Annotated in this window: 28 protein-coding genes; 17 read left to right on the forward strand and 11 right to left on the reverse strand. The window is 69.5% G+C overall.

What is annotated here, in order from left to right; translation table 11 throughout:
* The first annotated feature begins 21 nt into the window (after positions 1-21).
* The gene (locus AB0K82_RS19225; RefSeq protein ID WP_252783493.1) at positions 22-366 is read left to right on the forward strand and encodes an RNA polymerase-binding protein RbpA; all 345 of its coding nucleotides are present in this window, start codon (positions 22-24) and stop codon (positions 364-366) included.
* A gap of 62 nt (positions 367-428) precedes the next feature.
* Here the strand turns inward: AB0K82_RS19225 and AB0K82_RS19230 are convergent, their stop codons facing one another.
* Complete coding sequence (locus tag AB0K82_RS19230) at positions 429-932, reverse strand: FxsA family protein (protein ID WP_364398554.1); 504 nt, start codon at positions 930-932, stop codon at positions 429-431.
* Between the two features lie 202 nt (positions 933-1,134).
* A complete protein-coding gene (locus AB0K82_RS19235; protein WP_364398555.1) occupies positions 1,135-1,458 on the reverse strand; it encodes a hypothetical protein in 324 nt (107 codons plus the stop codon).
* Between the two features lie 234 nt (positions 1,459-1,692).
* Between AB0K82_RS19235 and AB0K82_RS19240 the strand changes: the two genes are divergently transcribed.
* From AB0K82_RS19240 to AB0K82_RS19270, 7 genes are all read left to right on the forward strand, one after another.
* Positions 1,693-1,842, forward strand: a complete 150-nt coding sequence (locus AB0K82_RS19240) for a hypothetical protein (protein ID WP_364398557.1) — start codon at positions 1,693-1,695, stop codon at positions 1,840-1,842.
* 108 nt (positions 1,843-1,950) lie between these two features.
* Positions 1,951-2,241, forward strand: coding sequence for an HU family DNA-binding protein (locus AB0K82_RS19245; RefSeq protein ID WP_364398559.1), 291 nt, complete (start codon positions 1,951-1,953; stop codon positions 2,239-2,241).
* 112 nt (positions 2,242-2,353) lie between these two features.
* Positions 2,354-3,556: a hypothetical protein gene (locus AB0K82_RS19250; RefSeq protein ID WP_364398561.1), complete on the forward strand. Its 1,203-nt coding sequence runs from the start codon at positions 2,354-2,356 to the stop codon at positions 3,554-3,556.
* Complete coding sequence (locus AB0K82_RS19255) at positions 3,553-5,736, forward strand: hypothetical protein (RefSeq protein WP_364398562.1); 2,184 nt, start codon at positions 3,553-3,555, stop codon at positions 5,734-5,736. The genes AB0K82_RS19250 and AB0K82_RS19255 overlap by 4 nt, the downstream gene beginning before the upstream one ends.
* A gap of 183 nt (positions 5,737-5,919) precedes the next feature.
* Entirely contained in the window at positions 5,920-6,276 is a 357-nt protein-coding gene (locus AB0K82_RS19260) for a hypothetical protein (protein ID WP_364398564.1), read from the forward strand.
* The gene (locus tag AB0K82_RS19265; RefSeq protein WP_364398566.1) at positions 6,273-6,485 is read left to right on the forward strand and encodes a hypothetical protein; all 213 of its coding nucleotides are present in this window, start codon (positions 6,273-6,275) and stop codon (positions 6,483-6,485) included. Before AB0K82_RS19260 ends, AB0K82_RS19265 begins: the two co-directional genes overlap by 4 nt.
* A gap of 75 nt (positions 6,486-6,560) precedes the next feature.
* On the forward strand, positions 6,561-6,776 hold the full coding sequence (locus AB0K82_RS19270; RefSeq protein WP_364398567.1) for a hypothetical protein: 216 nt from the start codon (positions 6,561-6,563) through the stop codon (positions 6,774-6,776).
* 59 nt (positions 6,777-6,835) lie between these two features.
* Here AB0K82_RS19270 and AB0K82_RS19275 read toward each other — a convergent pair whose 3' ends face one another.
* The gene (locus tag AB0K82_RS19275; RefSeq protein ID WP_364398569.1) at positions 6,836-7,375 is read right to left on the reverse strand and encodes a hypothetical protein; all 540 of its coding nucleotides are present in this window, start codon (positions 7,373-7,375) and stop codon (positions 6,836-6,838) included.
* 132 nt (positions 7,376-7,507) lie between these two features.
* Here AB0K82_RS19275 and AB0K82_RS19280 point away from each other — a divergent pair, with 132 nt between their 5' ends.
* A complete protein-coding gene (locus tag AB0K82_RS19280) occupies positions 7,508-7,948 on the forward strand; it encodes a hypothetical protein (protein WP_364398571.1) in 441 nt (146 codons plus the stop codon).
* 204 nt (positions 7,949-8,152) lie between these two features.
* Here AB0K82_RS19280 and AB0K82_RS19285 read toward each other — a convergent pair whose 3' ends face one another.
* A complete protein-coding gene (locus AB0K82_RS19285) occupies positions 8,153-9,379 on the reverse strand; it encodes a helix-turn-helix transcriptional regulator (protein ID WP_364398572.1) in 1,227 nt (408 codons plus the stop codon).
* A 190-nt stretch (positions 9,380-9,569) separates the two neighbouring features.
* On the opposite strand from AB0K82_RS19285, the gene AB0K82_RS19290 reads away from it, so the two are divergent.
* The 8 genes from AB0K82_RS19290 to murC all read left to right on the forward strand — a co-directional run bounded on the left by AB0K82_RS19290 (position 9,570) and on the right by murC (position 16,622).
* Complete coding sequence (locus AB0K82_RS19290; RefSeq protein ID WP_364398574.1) at positions 9,570-9,830, forward strand: hypothetical protein; 261 nt, start codon at positions 9,570-9,572, stop codon at positions 9,828-9,830.
* Positions 9,823-10,614: an SAM-dependent methyltransferase gene (locus tag AB0K82_RS19295; RefSeq protein ID WP_364398576.1), complete on the forward strand. Its 792-nt coding sequence runs from the start codon at positions 9,823-9,825 to the stop codon at positions 10,612-10,614. Before AB0K82_RS19290 ends, AB0K82_RS19295 begins: the two co-directional genes overlap by 8 nt.
* A complete protein-coding gene (locus AB0K82_RS19300; protein WP_364398578.1) occupies positions 10,607-10,930 on the forward strand; it encodes a hypothetical protein in 324 nt (107 codons plus the stop codon). The genes AB0K82_RS19295 and AB0K82_RS19300 overlap by 8 nt, the downstream gene beginning before the upstream one ends.
* Complete coding sequence (locus AB0K82_RS19305) at positions 10,923-11,243, forward strand: hypothetical protein (RefSeq protein ID WP_364398580.1); 321 nt, start codon at positions 10,923-10,925, stop codon at positions 11,241-11,243. Before AB0K82_RS19300 ends, AB0K82_RS19305 begins: the two co-directional genes overlap by 8 nt.
* Before the next feature lie 13 nt (positions 11,244-11,256).
* Positions 11,257-12,258 carry a CPBP family intramembrane glutamic endopeptidase gene (locus AB0K82_RS19310; RefSeq protein WP_364398581.1) on the forward strand — a complete coding sequence of 334 codons (1,002 nt, stop codon included), beginning with the start codon at positions 11,257-11,259 and terminating at the stop codon, positions 12,256-12,258.
* Positions 12,255-14,393, forward strand: a complete 2,139-nt coding sequence (locus AB0K82_RS19315) for a tetratricopeptide repeat protein (RefSeq protein ID WP_364398583.1) — start codon at positions 12,255-12,257, stop codon at positions 14,391-14,393. Before AB0K82_RS19310 ends, AB0K82_RS19315 begins: the two co-directional genes overlap by 4 nt.
* A gap of 215 nt (positions 14,394-14,608) precedes the next feature.
* Entirely contained in the window at positions 14,609-14,896 is a 288-nt protein-coding gene (locus AB0K82_RS19320; RefSeq protein ID WP_364398584.1) for a hypothetical protein, read from the forward strand.
* Between the two features lie 265 nt (positions 14,897-15,161).
* Positions 15,162-16,622 (forward strand): UDP-N-acetylmuramate--L-alanine ligase, encoded by a 1,461-nt coding sequence (murC, locus tag AB0K82_RS19325; protein ID WP_364398586.1) that lies wholly within the window; start codon positions 15,162-15,164, stop codon positions 16,620-16,622.
* A 66-nt stretch (positions 16,623-16,688) separates the two neighbouring features.
* On the opposite strand, the gene murF is transcribed toward murC, so the two are convergent.
* The 7 genes from murF to AB0K82_RS19360 form a co-directional block, all read right to left on the reverse strand.
* Positions 16,689-18,083 carry a UDP-N-acetylmuramoyl-tripeptide--D-alanyl-D-alanine ligase gene (gene murF, locus AB0K82_RS19330; protein WP_364398588.1) on the reverse strand — a complete coding sequence of 465 codons (1,395 nt, stop codon included), beginning with the start codon at positions 18,081-18,083 and terminating at the stop codon, positions 16,689-16,691.
* 325 nt (positions 18,084-18,408) lie between these two features.
* Entirely contained in the window at positions 18,409-18,801 is a 393-nt protein-coding gene (locus AB0K82_RS19335) for a hypothetical protein (protein ID WP_364398589.1), read from the reverse strand.
* A 60-nt stretch (positions 18,802-18,861) separates the two neighbouring features.
* Positions 18,862-19,758 (reverse strand): hypothetical protein, encoded by an 897-nt coding sequence (locus tag AB0K82_RS19340; protein WP_364398591.1) that lies wholly within the window; start codon positions 19,756-19,758, stop codon positions 18,862-18,864.
* A gap of 60 nt (positions 19,759-19,818) precedes the next feature.
* Positions 19,819-20,028 (reverse strand): hypothetical protein, encoded by a 210-nt coding sequence (locus AB0K82_RS19345; protein WP_364398592.1) that lies wholly within the window; start codon positions 20,026-20,028, stop codon positions 19,819-19,821.
* A gap of 65 nt (positions 20,029-20,093) precedes the next feature.
* Positions 20,094-20,447, reverse strand: a complete 354-nt coding sequence (locus AB0K82_RS19350; protein ID WP_364398594.1) for a hypothetical protein — start codon at positions 20,445-20,447, stop codon at positions 20,094-20,096.
* Complete coding sequence (locus AB0K82_RS19355) at positions 20,423-21,097, reverse strand: GH25 family lysozyme (protein ID WP_364398596.1); 675 nt, start codon at positions 21,095-21,097, stop codon at positions 20,423-20,425. The genes AB0K82_RS19350 and AB0K82_RS19355 overlap by 25 nt, the downstream gene beginning before the upstream one ends.
* The coding region (locus AB0K82_RS19360; protein ID WP_364398597.1) for a CHAP domain-containing protein at positions 21,097-21,764 on the reverse strand (668 nt) is incomplete at its 5' end. The genes AB0K82_RS19355 and AB0K82_RS19360, both read right to left, overlap by 1 nt.

The following is a 21,764-nucleotide window of genomic DNA, read 5'->3' on the forward strand; positions in this document are numbered from 1 at the left end:
CCGTCTGGGAGGCACGTCACGATGGCCGAGCGCGCACTTCGCGGCACCCGACTCGGAGCCACGAGCTACGAGAACGATCGAAACACCGACCTGGCCCCGCGGCAGGAGGTCATGTACGACTGCCCGAAGGGCCACCGGTTCACCGTCATCTTGGCCGCGGAGGCCGAGGTGCCGATGACCTGGGAGTGCCGGAGCTGCGGCGCGACCGCCCTGATGGTCAATGGCGAGATGCCCCAGTCCAAGAAGGGTAAACCGCCCCGCACGCACTGGGACATGCTCATGGAGCGCCGCACGATCGAAGATCTGGAGGAGGTCCTGGCCGAGCGATTGGCCGTGCTGCGCGCACAGCGCAGAAGGACCGCATAACAGAACACCGAACGCACACGGGCCGTGCCGTCAGCCCCTCGACGGCACGGCCCGTGCGTTGTTCAGCGCCGGTCCGCCTCCCGGTCCTCCTCGATGACCTCTCCGCGCACCACGCGATGCTCCGGCTCCGGCTCGGCCGGCCCTGGCCCGTACACGCCGCCCAGATCCCCGAACCGCAGGGTCGCGCGGCGTCGTGCCGTGGACACCCGCCGCGCGACGAACCGCGACAGGAGGAGGCGTACCAGCGGCCGGGTGAACGGCAGCACGAACAGGAATCCGAAGAGATCCGTCACGAAGCCGGGCGTCAGCAGCAGCACCCCGCCGACCAGGACCAGCCCGGCGTCGGCCAGTTCCCGGTCGGGCATCCCACCGCCGCCGAACGCCTCCTTCAGCGCGCGCCACGCTCGCCGACCCTCGTACCGGATGATCCAGGCGCCCAGGATGCTCTCGGCCAGCAGCAGCGCCACCGTGGGCCAGCCGCCGATCAGCTCGCCGACCTGGATGATGACGTAGATCTCGATGACCGGAACGAGCAGGAAGGCGATAAACAGCGCTAGAGGAAGCATGTCCCTATTGTGACCTGCGTAGACGTCGTTTGTTGGCATTGATCGTATTCGGTCTTGTTCGGTGCTCTCGCGGAACAGCGACGGAACACGACACCACGACGGAACGGCGTTCCCGCCCTCAGCGGCCGGAAACGCAGAGTGACCACAACGACGAAGCGCCCCCGCATCCACACCAGGACGCGGGGGCGCTTCGTCGTACGGCTCAGGTCTCGTCAGGCGGGTGGTCACGACCGGGCCGAGGGGCCGGCCGAACCCCGAGGAGACGCAGGAGATCCGCAGCGGTCTGCGCCGCGGCGGTCAGATCCGTATCGGGGCTCACCCGGACCTGGACGCCGCGCTCGGTCAGGATGCCGATCACGACGTTGACCAGATCCCAGGGATCCATCTCGTCCGCGTCCGCCGGGACCGGCGCAGCGTAGCGGCGAAGCAGATCCTTGACGAGGTTCGTCATCGTCTTGCTGCCCGCCGGCCGCTCGGCCTCCGCGCGTTCCTTCGCCGGGTCCCAGATCTCAGGCCCGATGCGCATGGCGCGACCCTGCGTCTCTCCGGTCGATGGTCGCGCCATGCGGACATCGTTCCATGTCGCCGTCACCCTTGCGCACCTCCTTGGTTTCTGTCATACATTAACCCTAATCTGTTTGACAGAAACGGCGCGGGAGAGAAGACTCCGAGGCCCGCCCAGAACACCCCCCGGGAGGCGCTGACCATGTGGCTCCGCATCCTCGGCGTCAGTGCGTCGGCTATCGGATGGTTCGTTCTCTTGCACGCCAAGGTGACGGTCCCCGCTCCCCTGGTTCTCGGGCTGATCGGCGCTACGGTGCTGGCCAGCGTGATCGCCGTCGTGCAGTGGCGACGCGCTCGAGAGGCCGAACAGAAGCGGGAGAGTCCCGCTCCCTGGCGGACGCGCTGAGGTGACCAGTCCGCGAAGGTCCGGCCGATCGCCGCCGGAAGGAGCCCCCCTCATCCCCTGACCCCTTAACCCACCGATCGCATCAGAACGAACAGACGAAGGAACACCGTGAACAAGCTCCAACTGGTCGAGGCCATCAGCGAGCGGGTCGGCGACAAGAAGACCGCCCTCGCCGCCGTCGACGCCATCATCGACACCGTCATGACCACCGTCGCCAACGGCGAGAAGGTCGCCATCACTGGCTTCGGTTCCTGGGAAGCGGTCACCCGGCCCGCCCGCGAGGCCCGCAACCCCGCCACCGGCCAGACGATCAACGTCCCCGCGACGACCGTGCCGAAGTGGAAGGCGGGCCAGGGTTTCAAGGACCTGGTGGCCCAGCGCGAGGCAGCCAGCCGGTAGCGGTTCCCCGCGCTGATTGAAGACGTCGGCCGGCCTCGCGACCTCACCGCGGGCCGGCCGACTTGATTCGGACTAGCAGGAGTCCAAACCCATGCCCGAACCTACCCAACTCGTGGCCACTGCGGCACTCGCCCTGGTCCTCATCGTCCTCGCGCGCCGTGCCTACCGCGCCGCCGCGTCCAGCCTCCGGCTCGCTGTGCGTGGCCGACAGCCCGAGGACCTCCTGACGATCGTCGTGGCCGCCGTCGCGACGACCGTCGTCGCGACCGGCATGTGGAAGTTCGCCGATAGGGTCCTGCACTTCCCGCTCGAGCTCCGGGTTCTGCTGTTCTCCTTCATCGAGCTGGCACAGATGACCAGCGCCGTCCGGGCCCGCCGGACCATGCGCGAGGAGGCACGCAAAGCGGCTGCCGATCCGACGTACGAGCCGCGCGGCGCAGGCCCCGACGGGATCGCGGTCTGGGTGCTCACTTGCGCGTCGGCTGTGTTGTCGACGATCGACTCGGACAGCTTCGCTGAGGGCGTCTTTCGGACGATCGCGCCGCTCGTCTCGGCGTGGCTGTGGCATCGCGGCATGTCGGTCGAGCTGCGGCGCATCAGCGGCCGGAAGGGCTACAACTGGCGGATCACTCCCGAGCGTCTGTTCGTCTGGCTTGGGATCGCCGAGCCGATCGGCCGCACAACCGACGAGGTCGACGCACACCGTCGGCTGCATCGCGTCGCACGCCGCGCGAAGCACCTGCGCGACCTCGAGGCCCGTGGAGCACGCGCATGGCGACAGGACCGAGCGGAGCGGCGCCTTGACCGCGTGATGGCCGACGCCGTGGAGTACGCCGCGCTCGCCACCGACCCCGAGCGCCAGGCCGCGCTCCTGGCGCAGATCGCCGCGCTCTACAACGCCGGCGCGCTCGCCGACCTGGACCCGGAGTCCCCGTGGATGGACCCGGTGATGCCCCCGCAACTGCGTCTGATCCGGCTCAGCGAGGTCGGCCCCGAGGTACGTCGTCGGGTAGGCGCTGGCGTACCCGACGACGTACCTGACGAGGCCGCTAAACAGCCCGAACCGCCAGCAGACGATGAGGCGGCCGGGCGGGAGGAACAGCAGGCGGACGACGAGCCCAGAGGCGTACCTGAGATCGACCCGGAGGAGCTCGAGAGGCTCGTACGCAAGGCGCGCCGGAAGTTCGGCCGTGCCCTGGCTGCAGGTACGACGCCGAGTATCGGAACCCTGAAGAGTGCCCTGCGTATCGGCCAGGACAAAGCGACCGCGGTGAAGGCGGCCTTGGCCGTACCCGAGGAGGAGCTCGGGGCATGAGTGGATCGAGGCGGCCCGAGGACGGGCGGCCCCGGCTCGTCCCGGTCCCTAACCCGCCGGACGACGACGCCGAGGTACGCACCGAGGTACGGCCCGAGGTACACGACGACGTACCCGAGACCGCCACCGATCCGGCCCCGGATGAGGAGCCGGGGCACGAGCTCGCAGTCCGCGATGAGACGGCGGTCGAGGAGGCGCTCGAGGGCGTTGTCGTCGTCCAAGAGCAGGAGTTGCCCGCGATCCTGCCGCCCTGGATGACCAGCCTCGACGGGGTGAAGGCGTACGCGCGGTGGCGTGCGCGCTGGGCGGGGCACATGCTGGCGTTCCACGCCGTCCGCACGCCGATCTACTCCGTCCGCATCGTCGTCCGCAGCGTCGTCGGCACCGCCCGAGGCGTCCGGGCGCTGGCGGGCTGGACCTTCCACGCGGAGGGTCGGCCGCTGCGGATGAAGGCAGTCGCCGACGGCGAGGTCCGCGACTACCTCGCGCTCGTCCAGCTCCGCAACGACTACGTGCGCGTACGCGGGACCGTGGCCCTCGGGTCGCTGGCCGGCGGCGCGATCGCCACCTACGCCCAGGCCCGGATGTTCCCGACCGGACTGGTGATCGAGGCGCTGGCCGGCCTCGGCGTCGCGGCCTGGTGGGGCGGCCCCGGCGAGGAACACGGCATCCTCGACGCCCCGGACTTCCCCGTACGGCTCGACCTGAACGCCGACCACCTCAACGCCGCGTACCGCGCCGCCGGGCTGCTGAAAGGGAAGGACGACGACGAGGACGCGCCGCGGCTGCTCATGGTGCGCCCGCCGATGCGGGACCAGGCCGGATGGTCCGCCGTGGTGGACCTGCCGCGCGGCGGTGGGAAGACCGCAGCCGATGCCCTGGCCAAACGAACGGTGATCGCGGCAGAACTCGGTGTCGACGAGATCCAGCTCGACATGCGCCGCGTGCGCGCGGTCCACGGCGGCCACGCCGCCCGGATCTCCATGTGGGTGTCCGATGACGACCCGTACCTCGAGGAAGAACCGGCGCTCTCGCCGCTGGCCGAGATGCAGCGGTTCTCGCTGTGGGACCCGATTCCCTTCGGCCGGGACGCCCGCCGCAATCCCGTGAGCCTGCCGCTGATGTGGCAGTCGATGTTCTTCGGGGGCCTGCCCCGGCGTGGCAAGACGGCCGCGCAGCGGCTCGTGTCGGCTGCCGCCGCGCTGGACCCGACCGTCCGGCACTGGGTCGCTGACGGCAAGGGCGGCGGCGACTGGCTGCCCATGAGAGGGGTCGCGCACCGGCTCGTCCTCGGCGCGGAGGCCGACGCCGTCCTCGCCCTGGAGCAGATGCTCGACGAGGTCATCGACGAGATGGAAGCCGCGTACCGGGTCCTGCGGCGGATCCCGGCGTCGATCGCTCCCGACGCGAAGCTGACGCCCCAGATCCAGCGCCGGTATGGGCTGCAGTTGCACTGCGTCACGATCGACGAGCTGCAGGAGTACCTGACCGCGATCAGCGATTCCAAGCGCAAGGAGGCGCTGATCGACCGGCTGGCCCGCATCGTCCGGCGAGGTCCAGCCGCGGGTTTCATCTGCAACTTCGCCAGTCAGCGGCCGGACGCCGACAGCGTTCCGACCAAGCTCCGCGAGGTCGTGAGCTTCCGGTACTGCACGCAGGTCATCGACCGCACGAGCTCCGACATGGTCCTGGGCAAGGGCAAGGCGGCACAGGGCGCCGACGCTTCGATCCTTTCCGAGGAGCACGTCGGCGTCGGCGTGCTGGTCACCGGGCCGGCGAACTTCGTCACCGTGAAAACGGACTACCTCGATCTGCCGGCCTTCACCGCGATCTGCGAGCGCGGCCGGCAGCTCCGGATCGAGGCCGAGACGCTGACCGGCGACGCGGCCGATGACGTCCTGGCCCGTGCCGAGCTCGAGACGATCCCCCAGGTCCTGTCCGATGCCCTGACCTTGATGCGGCACGTCGAGCGGATCCACTCCTACGACCTGCTGAACCGCATGGTGAACCTCGACCAGGACAGCTACGGCGACTGGTCCGTCGAGCAGCTCGCCGACGAGCTCGCGGCTGCCGGCGTCGAGCGCAGCACCCGCCAGGTCAAGATCAACGGCCGCAACCTGAACGGCTACCACAAGAGCGATCTCGAGGCCGCCGCCGAGCGATACGAGACACCGTCATGACCGCCCGAAACCGGCCCGTAGAGGCCCGGGAGCGGGCCCGCTTACGCCCCCTCTACCGGCGTCTACCTCGCAGGTCAGCGGCCTTCTACCGCCTCCCCTACCGAGGTAGAAGCCCCCCTCTACACGTGGGTCCCCCGGTAGAGGGGTCAACCGCCGCCGAACGCCTCTTCCGACCGAAAGCGAGTGTCCGAATTGCCCCCGAAGAAGAAACCGTCGTCCGGCTCCACGAGAGTCCGCAGCCACACCCGGACGACCCAGTCGGGTCGCCGGGTCAAGGTCAGATCCCACGACCGCACCATCACCGCCTGGCGGCAGGCCGGCGTCGCCTGGGCCGGCACCGCCGCGTCCGGCACGACCGCCCTCGCCATGGTCCTGGAGTTCGGCTTCACGCTGGTCTCGGGGATCTTCATGGTGCTGACCGCCCTCATCGGCTCGCTCGCGGTCCTCGCGACGGCGAAGGCGACCGCGCCGCAGCGCCGGATGCACGCCAAGACCCGGCGCCCACGCGCCCGGTCGAAGGCGAAGCGGAGACGGTCGTGATGGCCCTCGTCGGCCTCGGCCTGATCTGCGTACCGCTGATCGGGTACAGGATCAGCCTCTGGCTCTGGCCGTACACGCCCTGCAGGAGCTGCGGCGGCGACGGCCAGAACCCCGGCAGCAACCGCCGCCGCTGGGGCCTCTGCCCCACCTGCGGCGGCTCCGGCAAGCAGGAACGGCTCGGCGTACGGCTGTTCGCCCGCCGCCGCTGAGCCGCCCACGAAAACGCCGGCCGCGGACCGCGCGGCCGGACCACGATGGAAGCACCCCAGAAGGAAGAGACAACGATGGCTGACACCCGAACCGACGTTCGCGTCCTGCTCCTGTACGGCGACCAGGCCGAGATCACCACGCCCGGCCACGGCGCGGACAACCCGCTGCGCGTGCCGGCGGCGACCATCTCGGTTGACTCCGGCATCCCCGTCGAGGAACTGCGCGGCAAGCGGCTGACCGCGGTCGTCGACGAGGCCGAAGGGACGGCGCGGGACTTCCGCCGAGCCTGACCCTTCACGCGCTGAGGCGCGGCCCTGGATCGTCCAGGGCCGCGCCTTCGTGCCTGCCGTCACTCGGAGCGTGAGGTCTTCCGAGGCCGACCGATAGTCCGGTCCCAGTGACGGTCGAACTCCTCGATGTCGTGCCGGTCGTAGAGCTTGCCCGTGGGGGGGTTGTATCGCCATTTCGGGAAGTCCGGGCGCTCGACGAGCTGGTGGACACGCTGGCGGGAGATGCCCAGGATCTTGCTGATCTCCGCAGCGTTGACGAGGTCAGAGGGTTCGGCGCGTTCCCGTTCGTATTCCTCTGCCGTGCGGGCTTGGACTCCGACGACGTGCAGTTTCAGTCCGGCGTCGGCCAGGCCGCGCGCGACGGCCGCGAGGCCGGCGTGGACGGCGGCGACGAGACCGGCGGCGTCGACGGCGACCGTGACGTCGGCCCGCTCGCTGGCCGGGCGCTGCTCGATGACCGTGACGGAGGAGTCGATGGTGTGGTCGATCTTGGTCGCGTCCTCGGCGTCGAGGTAGCCGGCGAGGGTGACGGTGACGCGCCAGTCGGCCCGTACGGGGCTCTGTGGCTCTCCTGCGGGGCGGTCGGGCTGGTTTTCCATGGGTCCTAGCATCCCAAAAACCCTAGACACACCGCAAGGGTTTTGGTAATGTAGTTGCTGTCGGGACAACCGGGGGGTCACAGCCCCGGGCCCCGGCATCCGCAGATTGACAAGTCAAGAGAGGAGAAAGGCATGGGTGAACCCTTGCCTGGAGACGGGAGCCGACTCGAGGAGCTCGTCGAGATGGTCAAAGCCACCTACATGCTGGTGGTGACCTACCTCGAGCTGCTCCCCATCCCGATCAAGCTCCCGGAGCTCACGGAGGACTGGACGCCAGCCGAAGGGCTGCTCGCCGCCGAACGGGCACGGGAGGTCCTTCTACAGGACCAGCCTGTGTGTGACCTCATCAAGTACAACTACCACTTGATGATCCTGGACTGGCAAACGGCGTACGACATGTGCGCGTTCGCCCAACTCGCCGGTCCGGCACCCTGGCGGCTGGACGCGATCGACATCGCGCTCTCTCGGGCCGAGGCAAGCAGCGACATGCTCGTGAGACATGTCCGGGACGCTCACCCCGACATGGCCCGTCAGTTCGAAGACGGGCCCGGGACTGACCCCTCGGACGGGTGATCACCGGCCGTCCCCGGCAGCCAGCCGGGGACGGCCCCCTCTCCTCTCTGGACGAGCAGTCTGCGGGTCCTCTCTAGGTCAACCTGCGGAAACACAAAGGGACCGGCGAGGAACGCCCTCGAAAGGGCGGTCACAGACCTCGCCGGTCCCCTGCAGATTGACTACTCAAGAGAGAGTCGTCTCAATGATACGCGAGCGGCCGGCTCAGCCCTCGACGTTCATGAACTCCGCGAGCTGCCGCTGCGCCTCGTTCGGCATCCGCGGGCGCTTACTCAGGATGCTGCGAGTGACGTCCCTGCCGTACTGCTGGTATCGCAGCCATTCGGGATGCTGCCGCCGCAGCGCGTCCATGATGTCGGTGGCCTTGTCGGCGTTTCCAGTGGCGACGTGAGCGTTCGCGACGTCGAGCAGATGACGGTTCCAGGTCGAGGTGTTCGCGCGGCCGGCGTCACGCGGTATCTGGTTGGCCAGACGCAGCGCCGCGTCAGGCTGGTCCGCGAGGATCTCGATCTCCGGGCCCATCACAGCGGCGCTTACCGGACCGAAGTTGTGGTGCCCGGCCAAGTCTTCGTGCTCGTGCTCCAGCCGGGCCCCTGCCGTTCTGGCGACCGCTGCGTACTCGCGCGCCTCGCGCGGCCGGTTGTTGCGGGACGCGGCCGCCGCTGCGCGGGCCAGGAGCCAGCCCCAGCTCGATAGCTGGTCGGGAGTCGCCGTCGACATCTTGGGCTCGATCTCGTCGGCCGTCTTGACGCACAGCTGCTCGGCCTCCCCGAGGCGGCCTTGTCGGAGCATCGCCCAGGCTTGGCTGCTCACTGCGGCGGCGGCGAGGGGGGTGTCTCCGATCTTGATCGCGTCCCGCAGTGAGGTTTGCAGGGCGATGAGGGCGAGGTCGTGGGCGCGGATCTGGATGAGGTACCGGCCTGCCAGGCCGGTGATGTCCGCCCGCAGCCGGACCGCCTCGTTCTGCTCGTCGCCGGTGTCGAATGCCTCGACGTGATGGTGCGCCGATCGGACGAGCGCCGGCATGGCTCCGGCGAGGTCGTCGTACCGGTCTGCGTGGTAGGCCGTGGCGACGTTGTTGACGGCGCGGCGCAGGCCGGCGAGGTCGGGGGCGCCCGCTTCGGTCAGGCCGAAGATCGGGTGACCGGTGATGCTGACCGGCGGATGGATCGCCGATCGCATCTCCGCGAGGACGAGGTCGTCGACTGCCGCCTCAGTCGGCTCGGGTGAGCTGGGCGCGACCAGGTAGACGGTGACGACGCCGAATGCCTTGGCGATCTTGTGCAGCGTCTCCATGCGCACGTTGCCGCCCTGCTCGATCTTTTTGATCACCGCGTAGCTGACTCCCGAGACTTCGGCGAGTTCTTCCTGGCTCTGGCCACGTCGGCGACGCAGCTCCCGAACTCGATCAGCGATGATAGATTCGCGCATAGCCCTGTGTCCTTCCTGATACCTGACGAATTCAGATTAGGACGCAGGGCTGTTCTATGTAATACGCGGAGTAGGAACTGCCACGCTCCATAGCAGTTCCTCGGGTCCTGACCAGAACTGCGACGGTCCGTCACTGTCACGGTGACATGCCTCTGCGTAGCGTCTCGGGTGACCTGAGAGGTACACCCAGATGAGCAGCAGAAACAGCGAGAGAGCAGCGCTTCACGGGCCTTGGCCGAGCCCCGCCGAGGAGCTCCAGGGCCTCTACGGCGAACAGTACGAAATCTACCGCGAGCTCGGTGAAGACGGCCGGCACGGGGACTGGGTCGCCCACCCCCTGCCCAGCGCGTCGCACCTCGGAGAACTCCGCGCCGCCGACATCAGGAAGCTGGCTGAACGGCTCCAGGCGGCTGCCGACGAAGTCCCCGAGGAGGAGACGGCGGATGAGTAGCAGGCAGCCCGTCATCTGCAGGGCCGACCAAGCGAACGTCGCCCGGATGTACGACTACCTCCTCGGCGGCAAGAACCACCTGCCGGTCGACCGAGAAGCCGTGCAGGAGGCCACCAGGCGAGTGCCCAACCTGCGGCTGATGGCCAAGGAGAACCGCAAATTCCTCCAGCGCGGCGTCCGATACCTCCAAAACCTGGGCGTTCAGCAGTTCATTGACATCGGCGCTGGGTTCCCTACGCAAGACAACACCCACGAGTTCGCGCAGAAGCGAGACCCGGACGCCCGCGTGGTCTATGTCGACAATGACCCGGTCGTCGCCGCTCACGCCCGCGCTCTGCTCGCGGACAACGACAACACGGCCGCCATCGAAGCAGATCTCCGCGACCCAGACGGCATCATCGACCATCCCGAGCTCAACAAGATGATCGACTGGGACAAACCGGTCGGCGTCATCATGGTCGCGGTCCTGCATTTCATCACCGACCGCGACGGCCCCTACGGCATCGTCACAAGGTTCCGTTGGGCGATGGCACCCGGCAGTTGCCTCCTGCTCAGTCACGCCAAGGCGAACCCGGAGACAGAGCACGCGGCCGAGGTATGGGAGCGGGCGAACGCGCCCGGCGTCCCCCGCACAGTAGAGGACATCGCGCGTTTCTTCGACGGTCTCCAGCTCGTGCAGCCCGGCCTCGTCCCCGTGTCACGGTGGAGACGCCGCTCGGAGCGCGCTCAGGCGGTCCCGTTCCTGGGCGGCGTCGGCGTGAAGCCGGGGGCGTCCCGTGGCTGATCCTCAGCGCATACCTGCATACATCGACCGGCTGGCCGCAGCGCTCACCGAGCGGGACCTCAAGGTCACAGCCGCCGGCGACCGCGTGACGGCGACCAACAAGGACGCGAACCTTTCCCAGGACGTCCAGCTCCAGGACGTCGACGGCACGCTGATGTGGTGCTGGCTCTGGCCTGGACCGCGCCCCGTTCTACGAGGCGAGCCCCGGCCGGAGCCGGACGTCGAGCCGTTCTCTCCTGCCGACGAGATCGACTACGCGGCACGACGAATAGCGGGCGTCGTCGCTGGCCGCGTCGAGGAGTCCGCCGATGCGTGACGAGCGGCTGGCCGAGCTCGCCGAGCAGGTGCAGCGTCGCCTTCCCGGCTGGGTCATCGTGCCGGCGCCATACCACGGCGGCCTGAGCGCGTTCGGGGCCTGCACGCAGGAAACCACGGTCATCGACGCGACCGACCCGGACGCCCTCATCAACCAGTGCCGCGCCGCCGAGCTCGCCGCCGCATTCGGCACCCCCGCCGCGGCCATGAACGTGGGTGCGCAACCCAGGCAACCGACGTCCCCGCTTCCCCCAGGGCGTCACCGGCCGGGCTGCGCACCCACCACGCCCCCTGCAATTCCTCACCGAGCCTAGAAAGCATCCCTCGATGCAGCGACCCTCACTCCGACTACCGCAACCCACTCCGCCGCCGGTCCCGCGTTCGACGACGACCTGGCGCGGATACGGCCAAGCCCTCGCGTTCTTCGCTCTGCTGTTCGGGGTCTATGCCATCACGGCGATCCTGGAAGGCGCCGCGCAATGGGGTGTCGCCCGCGACTGGTCGGCGTGGGCCGACCGCTGGGCGAGGCTGGGCCTGTGGGCGACGCTCGCCGCTCTGACACTGTGGCTGGCCGCCGCGAAAACCCGGCACTGCCAGCTCTGGGCGCTGCTGTTCACCAGCGCGATCGCCGGTGAGGCGCTGGTAACGAGCGGCCGGATGAACGCGCCGGCCTGGCTGTACGACGTGCTGGCAACGATCGCCGCGGTCATCCTGGCCACCGCGCTCGCGCGGAAACATGGGTTGAGCATCAGCAGCTTCGGGCTCGGACGCCCCCGAGGCGACCACGCGATGCGCCGTCAGGCCGACATGGTCTTCTGGTGGGGCTTCAGAGCGTGTTTCGCCTCGAACGTGGCCGGGTTCGCCGTGGAGTGGATGGGTCTTCCTCACGGCAGCAGCACGGTTCACGGGCATGCCAGTGTTGCTGTGTCAGTAGCCGATCGCCTCGCCGCCGGCGTGTGCGAGGAACTGCTGATGGCCGTCGTCGTGGTCGTGCTGGCGGCAGCCCGGCGGCCGGTGTGGGAGATCTACGCGCTGAGCATGATGATGCGCGTCAGCTACCACCTGTACTACCAGGCCGTGGCTCCCTCGGTGCTCATCATCGGCATCGTCAATATCTGGCTGTACCGGCGGACCGGCCGCCTCACCCCGCTCATCCTCGCCCACATCGCCTGGGACCTGATCGGGTGGGCGCGAACCGGCGGGATCGCCTGGGGGCTCGCGGTCGCAGGAGCGGTCCTGGTCATCGATCAGCTCGTGGGCACCTTCTGGGTCGGCGAACCCGCCCCAGACGCAGAGCAAGAACCGGCTCTTACGGCGGCTCGGCCATGACCCGCTCGCATCGCCGCACCGACCGGAAAGAGCGGCACGGCATCGCTGCCCCGCAGACCGGCCCCGGCGCAGATCGCGACGCATCGACCAGCAACTACCTCAGCGACGCCACCGTGGGCGCGGCAGTACAGGCCCGCTGCATCCGCGGCGACATCACCATCAACTCGCGGCCCCCTCTGCGCATCACCCCACGCCAGCTCCCCCGCGGCCCCGCGCGGCTGGTCGACCGCGCGACCGAGCGGAGCGCCCTCGACGGCATGCCGGCCGACGCGACGATCGTGATCACCGGCCCGGGCGGATCCGGCAAGACCGCGCTCGCGCTCGCCTGGCTCCAGCAGATCGCTGACCGGTACCCCGATGGGCAGCTGTTCGCCGACATGCGCGGGTACTCCATCGACGGCCCGATCGCGCCCGCTCGCATTCTCGGGGAGTGGCTGCGAGCCCTCGGCATCACCCCCGAGCACGTCCCGGAAGGGCTTGATGAACGCGAGGCGCTGTTCCGCTCGCTCACCGCTGAGCGCCGTCTCGTGGTGGTCATCGACAACGCCGCATCCGGTGACCAGGTGCAGCGGCTCATGCCCGGATCCGGCTGTCTCGTCGTCATCACGACCCGCCGCCGACTGCGCGGCCTGGTCATGGCGGGCGCGCGCCTGCTGGCCCTGGGACCACTCGACGAGCCGTCCGCCCTCAAGCTGCTGGATCTGATCATTGGCGCCGAGCGACGCGAGGCCGAGACCGCCGCCGCGCTCGAGCTCGTGCACGCCTGCGGCCGGCTCCCCCTGCCCCTCTGCGTGTCCGCGGCAACCCTCGCCACCCATCCCGACTGGCAGATCACCAGCCTTACCTCAGGTTCCACCTCACCCGATCCCGACCCTGATGACGGAGCCATGACCGCATTCGACAGCGCCTACAACGCCCTCCCCGACGAGACCCGCCGCGCATACCGGCTGCTCATCCACAACCCGGGGAACGACATCACCCCCGGCAGCGCAGCCGCCCTCCTCGGCCGTACGGTCGAGGCCGCCACAGACCGGATGGAACAGCTCGTCGAGGCCCGCCTCATGGACGAGGAGAGCGGCCGTTACTTCTTCCACGACGTGGTCGCCGAACACGCTCGCGCCACCGCCCAGGAGTGCGGCAGCCACGATGATTCCGCCACGGCGCTGACCCGGCACGCGTACTGGTACCTGCGCATGGCCGCTGCCTCCGCCCGCGCGATCATCGGCGCTCGCTGGTATCTCGGTGCGGTCTTCACCGCGCCGCCCATCGTCCAGATCACCGAAGCCACCGCGCTCGATTGGCTGGAGAAAGAGCGGTACAACCTGGCGGCCGTCGCGGAGGCTGCGTGCAAGCGGGGCCAGTACGCGGTCGCCTGGCAGATCGCCGAGGCAATGTGGCCGCTGTTCGTCCGCCACCGCCACTCAGACCTGTGGGTCCTCACGTACGAGTTGGGGCACCAGGCGGCGCGAGCAGCCGGCGACCCGGAGGCCGAAGCCCGCATGCTCCAGGGCCAGGCGTCCGCCGCCCTGAACCGGCATGACTTCGCCCATGCGGCGGGGCTGGCCGACCAGGCGTTGGAGCTCGCGCGGATGACCGGGCACCGCCACGCCGAGGGCACCTCGCTGGAGCAGCTCGGCCTGACGTTTCTCGGCCTCCGTCAGTCTCTGGTCGCCAGCGAGCACTTCCACGCGGCCCGCGAGATCTACCGCGGCCTTGAGGACGAGCGCGGCGCGGCGATCATGACCCGCCATCTGGGCGAGGCCGCTCTCGAGGCCGAGCTGTACGAGGAGGCCATCAAGCACCTGATCGAGGCTGACGGGTGGTTCGCCCAGCAGCCCGAGGAGGGCTACCTGCGCTCACGCTGCTTGGGTCCGCTCGGCCGCGCCTACCGCATTGCCGGCCGCTTGGACGATGCACGGACGGCGTTGGATGCGGCCCTGGAGCTGGCCCGGGCCACCGGCGCTCACCAACAGCAGGCCGAGCTCTTGGAGGAGCTCGCTGAAGTAGCAGTCGACCTGGGCCAGAGCGAGATCGCGCACCGGCACCTGCGTGAGGCGTACGCGATCTATGAGGGGCTGCGGGCGCCCGAAGCGGACCGGATCGCCCAGCGACTCACTCCGACGGACAACGACTGAGCAGCTCGGCGCGACCGTCCCGCCGAGCGTCGACGCGGTGACGCAGGACCGGGCTCGCCAAGCCAACCGCGGTGCCTGCGTCACCGCCCTGAAGGCCGCCGAGAGGGCATCGCGGCCGGCGTTGCAGCGTCGACGCCGCACGAGTTCGGACGCCTCTCGGCGGCCGGCAGGGACGCCAGCACCATCCACGGCGACGAAGCATCAGGAGGCCGATCGTGAAGGCCGATGAGGTAGTCGGGCTCATTGCCCAGGCGGCGATGGCCGCCGACGACACGGCCCTCCGCAGGGCAATCGCCTTCGTCCTCAACGCGTGCGATCAGGAACTCCAAGGAGCCGACAAGGATCGGATGGTGGCCGAGCACGAACAGCTCTCCGGACGCCGCCAATCGTCGGACATGTTCGAGGCTCGAGCCGCCGGCCGGGAGAACACCGCCGCGCTGGTCGAGCAAGCCCTAGTCGAGGCGTTCGACCTTCACCTCCTCGACCCTGAAGACGACCCATAACAGCACGTAAATTCATTACGGGCAGCACTTTATTAAGCGCTAGGAGCTCGCATTCGTGCGCCTAAAAATACAACTCAAAAGATCTTATGATTTTCACGATGCAAAGCCTTGACGTGATTATTCGAATCCTCGACTATTCGAAATAGGCGGAGCACTACCGCCGAACAGAACGTCAATTGATCGACTAGGCAAGGCTCCGGCGTCGATATCTCGTATCGATGGCCGGTTATGGAATGTCCGAACCGATTCCGTGAGGAGAACGGACATGACCGACACCAAAGCGGTGCGACTCCCGATCCGGGAGCCGTGGGAGCCCGCGGACCTGTCGCGCCCGCACCTGATCGGGATGGCCGGCGCGGGAATGTCCGCGCTCGCCAGCGTCCTGATCGGCCAGGGTGCCCGCGTCAGCGGATCCGACCGTAACCAGTCGCAGCGGCTGTCGGCGTTGGCCGCCGCCGGTGCCACCACCCACATCGGGCACGACGCCGCGCACGTGGCGGGAGCCTCGTGCGTCATCGTCTCGACCGCCGTCCCCGAGGACAACGTCGAGCTGCTCGCGGCGCGACGTCGAGGGATCCCGGTACTCCACCGGGCCCAGGCCCTCGCCCAGCTCATGGCCGGTAACCCCGACAGCGCGTTGGTCACCGGCACCCACGGCAAGACCACGACCACCGCCATGGTCGCGCACATCCTGCGGCAGGCCGGAGACGACCCGACCTACGTCATCGGCGCGGACTGGACGTTCCCGGCGACCGGCGGCTATCACGGCTCGGGACGCTTCGTGGCCGAGGCCGACGAGTCCGACCGCTCGTTCCGCTGGCTGCGGGCCGATCTCGCGGTCATCACCGGCATCGAGGACGACCACCCGGAGCAGTACGCGACCGCCGAGGAGTTCGCCGCGGAGGTCAGCGCGTGGCTGCGGGACATGCCCGGCACCACGGTGGTCGCGAACGCCGACGACCCGCTGACGCTGCGCGCCACCGACGTCCCCGGCGTGAAGCTCATCACCTACGGCACCGCCCCGGACGCGAAGGTGCGGATCCTCCGCATCGACCTCGACAAGGACACGAGCCACACCACCGTCCGGCTACCGGACGGCGAGATGGTGAAGATCCGGCTCAGCGTCCCCGGGCGCGCCATGGCCCACAACGCGGTCGCCGCGCTGGCCGCCGCGCTCGCGCTCGGCATCGGCGCGTCGGCGGCCGCGGCCGCCCTGCCGTTCTACCAGCCGGTGCGGCGCCGCCTCACCGTGCACGGCGAGGCGAGCGGCGTGACGCTGGCGGATTCCTTCGCGCACCACCCGAGCGCCATCGCCGCTGACCTCGAGGCCCTCGCCGAGCTTCGGGGGCTGGGCGGACGCGTCCTCGTCGCGTTCCAGCCCTCGGGGCACCGGCGCGCCGCCACCCTGGGCGAACAGATGGGCAAGGCGCTGACCGCCGCGGACCACGTCACCCTCCTGCCTATCAACGACCCGTGCAACAGCTTCGTGCCGGGCACCACGACGCGCGCCATCACCGCCGGAATCACCGACGCGATCAGCGACCGGAACGGCCAGGTCGAATCGGCGGGCACCGTGGACGAGGCGTCCCGCATGCTCCTGGCCAAGGTCCGGCCGGGCGACGTCGTCGTCACGATGGGCACCGGTGACGTGACCGAGCTCGGCGCGCAGCTCCTCGGCGCGCTGTCGCCGGCGACCCTCCCGGCCGAGCTGGTCGTGCACCAGTAGCCGGACACGAAAACGAAGGCCGCCGCACCCACGGGGTGCGGCGGCCTTCGCCATCCCTGGCCGGGTCTACGTGGCGGCGTCACCGGCGATCAGCCGTTCGGCCAAGATGTGAAGCTCGATCGCGTGCGATGCCTTCACCACGACGATGTCACCGGGCCGGAGCCGCTCGGTAAGGAAGTCCTCCGCGACCTTGCGGTCCGGGACCTGCCACACCGTCAGGTCCGGGTTTTCGGCACGCGCAGCGTCAGCGATCAGCGCCGCGTCGTGGCCTCCGACCGTGACCAGGATGCCGAGTCCAGCGCGGCCAGCCATCCGCCCGACGTCCTGATGCCCGGCCTCGTTCTCCTCCCCGAGTTCGGCCATCTCCCCCAGCACCGCGATCGCACGCCGCCCTGTCGTCGACCGCATCGCAGCGACGGTGTCCAGGGCGGCCCGGACGGAGTCGGGGTTGGCGTTGAACGCGTCGTTGATGATCGTGACGCCATCGGCGCGCTCATGCAGTTCCATCCGGCCCGGAGACAACGCCCGCGCCGCCGTCAGGCCGGCCGCGATCGCCTCAGCCTCCATCCCGGCGGCATGCGCGATGCCGGCGGCGGCGAGCGCGTTGGCGACCTGATGCTCGCCGTACAGGCTGAGCTGAACCGGTGCGGAGCCCTGTGGGGTGTGCAGCCTGAACCGGGCCCGCCCATGCTCATCGAGCCGAACGGTGGAGGCGGTCACGTCCGCGCGAGCGTCACGGCCGAACCACAGCACCGAGCCGGAGCAGCGGGAGGCCATGCCTGCCACGTATTCATCGTCGCGGTTCAGCACAGCGGTGCCGGTTTCGTTGAGGGATTCGACGAGTTCGCCTTTTGCCTGGGCGGTCGCGGCCCGGCCGCCGAACTCGCCCGCGTGCGCGGTTCCCACGTTGGTCACTGCCGCGATGTTCGGCCGGGCGATCGAGGTCAGGTAGGCGATGTGGCCGATCCCCCGCGCGCCCATCTCCAGCACCAGGAATCGGGTGCGGGCGGTGGCCAGCGAGATCGTCATCGGCAGCCCGAGCTCGTTGTTCCGGCTGCCTTCGGTGGCGATCGTCGCCCCGGAGGCCCGCAGAAGCTGGAAGGTGAAGTCCTTCGTCGAGGTCTTGCCGGCCGACCCGGTGATTCCGACGACCGTCGCGTCCAGGCGCTCGACCAGGTGTTGGCCGAGCCGCCCCATCGCCTCGGTGACGTCGTCGACGACTACGCACGGCACGCCGTCGACCGGGCGGGCCGCGAGCACCGCGGCGGCGCCGGCGGCTACCGCCGCGGTGGCGTACTCATGCCCGTCCGTGCGCTCTCCGCGCAGCGCGGCGAACAGCCCTCCAGGCTCAACGGCCCGAGAGTCGATCGCGAGCGGTGCGCTCACGGACGCGGTCGGGTCCGCGTCGACCAGGCGTCCATCAACGGCTTCAGCGAGCTCTTGCAGCTTTATCGCCAGCATGTCAGGGACGCTACCGGGATCCAGAGGCGAGCGCTCGCGACTCTGGTCAACTCCGTGGAGTGTTCTCGCAGGTAGATGAAGTCCTCGCAGACGCACGCAGAAGCGCCCCGCGTCCTCCGAGCCATCGGGCCGAACGCGGGGCGCGCGTCACATCATGCCGTTGATCTACCCCGCGAGGAGCGTGGTGGCCGGACGCGGCCGTACATCCTGATCATGACAACCCAGACCCGAGGATGCGCGTCACATCGCCTCTCGAGAAGCACGAAAGCGGCCCTGCCCGGCCCCAAGGGGACCGGGCAGGGCCGCGTCGAGCTCGGCGTACGGCTCAGGCCGCGAGACGGAACATCGGCCGTCGCCGCACCCGCTGACCGTGCGCACCGATTGCGGCGTGGACCTGTGTGTGCGTGAACGCCGCCACGAGCGGCGTAGCCACTGCCGCGAGTAGGCCCAGTGCCGTACTCACCTGCGCATCGGTCAGGTCCGCGCCGAACGCGACGAACAGCGTGGCCGCCGCCTGGCCGAGCGCCAGGATCGCGGGCAGCAGCCGGTCCTGGGCGACGAGCACCGCTGTGGCGACGCCGAGCACTGCCGCGACGATCGCGTTGATCGCGCCGACCTGCCCATCGGACAGGCTCACGCCGTACGCGACGAGCGTCTGCAGGACGGCGGAGACGATGCCGAGGATCGCGGCCGGATACCGCAAGACGATGTTCTTCACGAAGGAATCTCCCGGAGTAGGAACGGGCCCGCGGTGCGGGCCTGACGGGGTCGTGGCGGCCTACAGGCCGTGCTGGTCGAGGAAGGCGATGACGTCGTGGAAGCCGCGCTCGGCGGCGGCCTCGGCCTGGCGGACAAGCTGCGCGAGCTGCTGCAGCAGGTCCACCGGCGCTGGCGGCGTCGGGGTGGGGTTCGGCTGGGGCCAGGGATTCGGCTCGCCGGTCAGCGCGGCGAGCTCCTCGCCCAGGGCGTGCAGGTCCTCCCCCACCGGGTCACGGCCGGCGGCCGAGAACCACTCGGGCAGGACCGCCGCCCACGCCTCTTCGACGACCTTGCGGAACAGCGTCCACGTCATCTGGATGACCTGGCCCCAGGTGATGACCCACACGCCGGTGTCGTCGTAACCCACAGCGACGATCGCGTGGCCGCCGAGGGTCTGGCCGCCGGTGCGCGTCCACGGCTTGCCGCCGTTAAAGTCGTCCATCATCCGTTCGGTGACGGTGATGCCGAGGCCGGCGGCGCCGAAGGCGTAGATCGCTCGGCGGATCTCGTCCAGGTTCGCCACGTCGAGCTCACCGAACGCCAACGCCTTGTGACCCCCAACGCCGACACGTCGCCAGTCGTCGTAGACGTCCTGGAGGACCGCGCCGACGTCGGTCGACGGGTCGCCCGGCCGGTACCCGGAAACCCGCTCGTACGCGGCCAGGACGTCGTCATCGGTGACGGTAACGGTGGTGCCCGCGCCGTACGTCGAGGCGGCCTGGATGGCGTGACCGACCATCGCCTCGGTGCAATCCCCGAGACGGTCGTTCAGCAGCATCGGCCAGACCGCGACGTTGGAATACCAGTCGACGGAGACCGGCGCGGTGACGGCCGCGAGGGCACGGCCGAGACGCGCTCTCGGGCGCGTGACCGGCGAGTGCGGGGCGCGCAGGCCGGGCCGGAAGGTGACAGGCAATCGTCCTCCTGCATAAGGAAGGGCCCCGGCGCGCGCCGGGGCCCGTGTCGGGGTGCTGGGCTACTCGTGGCGGGCGATCGAGGCGTTCGCCCACATGACGGTTTCCTCGAGGTTCGTCACGGCGAGGGACTTCTCTCGGGACTCCGGGCAGACCGTGTTGATCAGGTGCGCCAGGTCCCGGGCTGCCGCGCGCAGTTGCTCGAATTTGGCCGGCTGGCCGGCGCGCGGCGGGTGGTAGGTGAACCGGTTGTCGATGTCGCTGCCCTGCATCGGACTCCAGGAATGATGAAGCCCCGGCCGGTGGGCCGAGGCGGGGCGGGACGTACGGGCGTGGGTCAGGTCAGGCAGAACCCGATCCGGCGGTCGGCCGGGCCGTCCTTGCCGGGCGAGATGAACGCCGCCCAGGCCGTCGCGGGCTTGGGGACCGTGATCGTGACCGGCTTGGTGCCGCCGGGGGTTGTCGGCGTCTGCCGGCCGATGATCACCGGGTCGTAGATCTTCTGGACGCTGCCGTCGACGTCCATGATCGCGACCCGCAGGTGCTGCTGCGGCGCGGCGGTGATGCCGTGCGCCGCGTCCGCGAAGGAGTTGTCCAGCCCGAACGTGATCTTGCTGACCTTCGCGTCCGGGTCGAAGACGATCGGCCATTCGGGGTCGTCGGCGGTCAGCCTGAAGTTGCCAGGAACCATGTGTCGTCCTTCCCTGTGCTGGCTGGCGAGGTCGCGAGCCAGTCCGATTTCGTGCCGTTAAACACGTCGCGGTCGATGCCGCTGGTTGATGAGTACTGGTGCATGACCCACGTCTTCCACGGGCCGGGCACGCGCGGCCGCCCGGCCGGCGACGACGGGTCGGCGATCCATAGCCCGTAGCCGCCGAGGCCCGCGCAGTTCCCGGCCTGGGCGAACGACAGGAACGTGTAGACCCAGGGCGCCCAGGCGTGCCGGGTGACGTACGCGCACCACTCCTGCGCCCACTGCGCCCGGGTCGAGACCGGCATCGACGCGGCGAACCGCAACCGGTTCTCCCGCTCGCGGCCGGTGACAGCCATACGCCGTGGCGGTGCGAGGGACAGCGCCTCGTGGTCCAGGACCAGGCGGTCGCCGGTCTGCAGCCCGGCGGCGTCGACGACGGACAGGAAGAACTCCGCCTGCCTGATCGGGTCTTCGCTCGGGTGCGCGAAGTGGTACGTGCCTCGAGGCGTGCCACGGTCGTGGAGCAGCTTCCAGCGCGACGGGAACGGCGCATCCCGGTACGTCAGGCCCTCGGTCGCCTTGAGCACGGCGAAGTCCCCAGCGGGCACGCTCCGCTGGTATGCCGAGGTGTCGGTGCCGTACAGCATCAGGCTCCCCCCAGGAACCACGTGCCGCCGGCCGCTGCCGGGGCGGGTGTCGGCGAGCTGGCGTACGGCGGCCGGCCGTACCCGACCACGTAGGTGGCGTCCCGATGTTCTCGGCGGCAGGCGTTGCCGATGTTGCACTCGATCGTCGTGAACGAGCCGTCGGCGTAGACGTGCTCGACGAGCCCAACGTGGTCGATGGAGCCGATCGTCTCGCCGCGGGACCAGGAGAAGAACACTACGTCGCCGGGCCGGATCCCCCGGGCCCCGTACATCCACAGGCCGCGCCGACGAAAGTCGGCGGCGTGCGCGGTGGTCAGCGCGAAGCCGCGGCCAGGACCGCCGCAGACAGCGACGACGTTCCCGGAATGCCACGCCTCCCAGGTGATGCCCATGTCGCACCACGGGCCCGCGCCGATCTTCGCGACCGACCGGTTGTACCAGGTCACCACGGCGTTCTGGTTGCTGTCCGGCGGGCTTTCCCCCATGCCGAGCAGACCGGTCGCGGCGGCGATCATCGCCGCGGCGGTGCCGGCGACGACCGCTGCCCGCCAGAAAGGGAACCCGAACCGCTCGGTGTGCTCGGCCTCGAACAGGTCCATCGACTGGGAGATATCCGGGTCGATGCCGGGCAGCGGCGCGACGTCCGCAGGAAGAGTGTTCCGCCGCG

Source organism: Actinoallomurus sp. NPDC052274 (assembly GCF_040679475.1).
Classification (GTDB): Bacteria; Actinomycetota; Actinomycetes; order Streptosporangiales; family Streptosporangiaceae; genus Actinoallomurus; species Actinoallomurus liliacearum.

Coding starts and splice junctions, on each gene's coding strand:
- AB0K82_RS19355 (WP_364398596.1), bottom strand. CDS start 21,097: ATGCTGTACGGCACCGACACCTCGGCATACCAGCGGAGCGTGCCCGCT.
- AB0K82_RS19255 (WP_364398562.1), top strand. CDS start 3,553: ATGAGTGGATCGAGGCGGCCCGAGGACGGGCGGCCCCGGCTCGTCCCG.
- AB0K82_RS19310 (WP_364398581.1), top strand. CDS start 11,257: ATGCAGCGACCCTCACTCCGACTACCGCAACCCACTCCGCCGCCGGTC.
- AB0K82_RS19270 (WP_364398567.1), top strand. CDS start 6,561: ATGGCTGACACCCGAACCGACGTTCGCGTCCTGCTCCTGTACGGCGAC.
- murF (WP_364398588.1), bottom strand. CDS start 18,083: ATGCTGGCGATAAAGCTGCAAGAGCTCGCTGAAGCCGTTGATGGACGC.
- murC (WP_364398586.1), top strand. CDS start 15,162: ATGACCGACACCAAAGCGGTGCGACTCCCGATCCGGGAGCCGTGGGAG.
- AB0K82_RS19280 (WP_364398571.1), top strand. CDS start 7,508: ATGGGTGAACCCTTGCCTGGAGACGGGAGCCGACTCGAGGAGCTCGTC.
- AB0K82_RS19285 (WP_364398572.1), bottom strand. CDS start 9,379: ATGCGCGAATCTATCATCGCTGATCGAGTTCGGGAGCTGCGTCGCCGA.
- AB0K82_RS19290 (WP_364398574.1), top strand. CDS start 9,570: ATGAGCAGCAGAAACAGCGAGAGAGCAGCGCTTCACGGGCCTTGGCCG.
- AB0K82_RS19345 (WP_364398592.1), bottom strand. CDS start 20,028: ATGCAGGGCAGCGACATCGACAACCGGTTCACCTACCACCCGCCGCGC.
- AB0K82_RS19235 (WP_364398555.1), bottom strand. CDS start 1,458: ATGCGCATCGGGCCTGAGATCTGGGACCCGGCGAAGGAACGCGCGGAG.
- AB0K82_RS19230 (WP_364398554.1), bottom strand. CDS start 932: ATGCTTCCTCTAGCGCTGTTTATCGCCTTCCTGCTCGTTCCGGTCATC.
- AB0K82_RS19225 (WP_252783493.1), top strand. CDS start 22: ATGGCCGAGCGCGCACTTCGCGGCACCCGACTCGGAGCCACGAGCTAC.
- AB0K82_RS19295 (WP_364398576.1), top strand. CDS start 9,823: ATGAGTAGCAGGCAGCCCGTCATCTGCAGGGCCGACCAAGCGAACGTC.
- AB0K82_RS19305 (WP_364398580.1), top strand. CDS start 10,923: ATGCGTGACGAGCGGCTGGCCGAGCTCGCCGAGCAGGTGCAGCGTCGC.
- AB0K82_RS19315 (WP_364398583.1), top strand. CDS start 12,255: ATGACCCGCTCGCATCGCCGCACCGACCGGAAAGAGCGGCACGGCATC.
- AB0K82_RS19350 (WP_364398594.1), bottom strand. CDS start 20,447: ATGGTTCCTGGCAACTTCAGGCTGACCGCCGACGACCCCGAATGGCCG.
- AB0K82_RS19275 (WP_364398569.1), bottom strand. CDS start 7,375: ATGGAAAACCAGCCCGACCGCCCCGCAGGAGAGCCACAGAGCCCCGTA.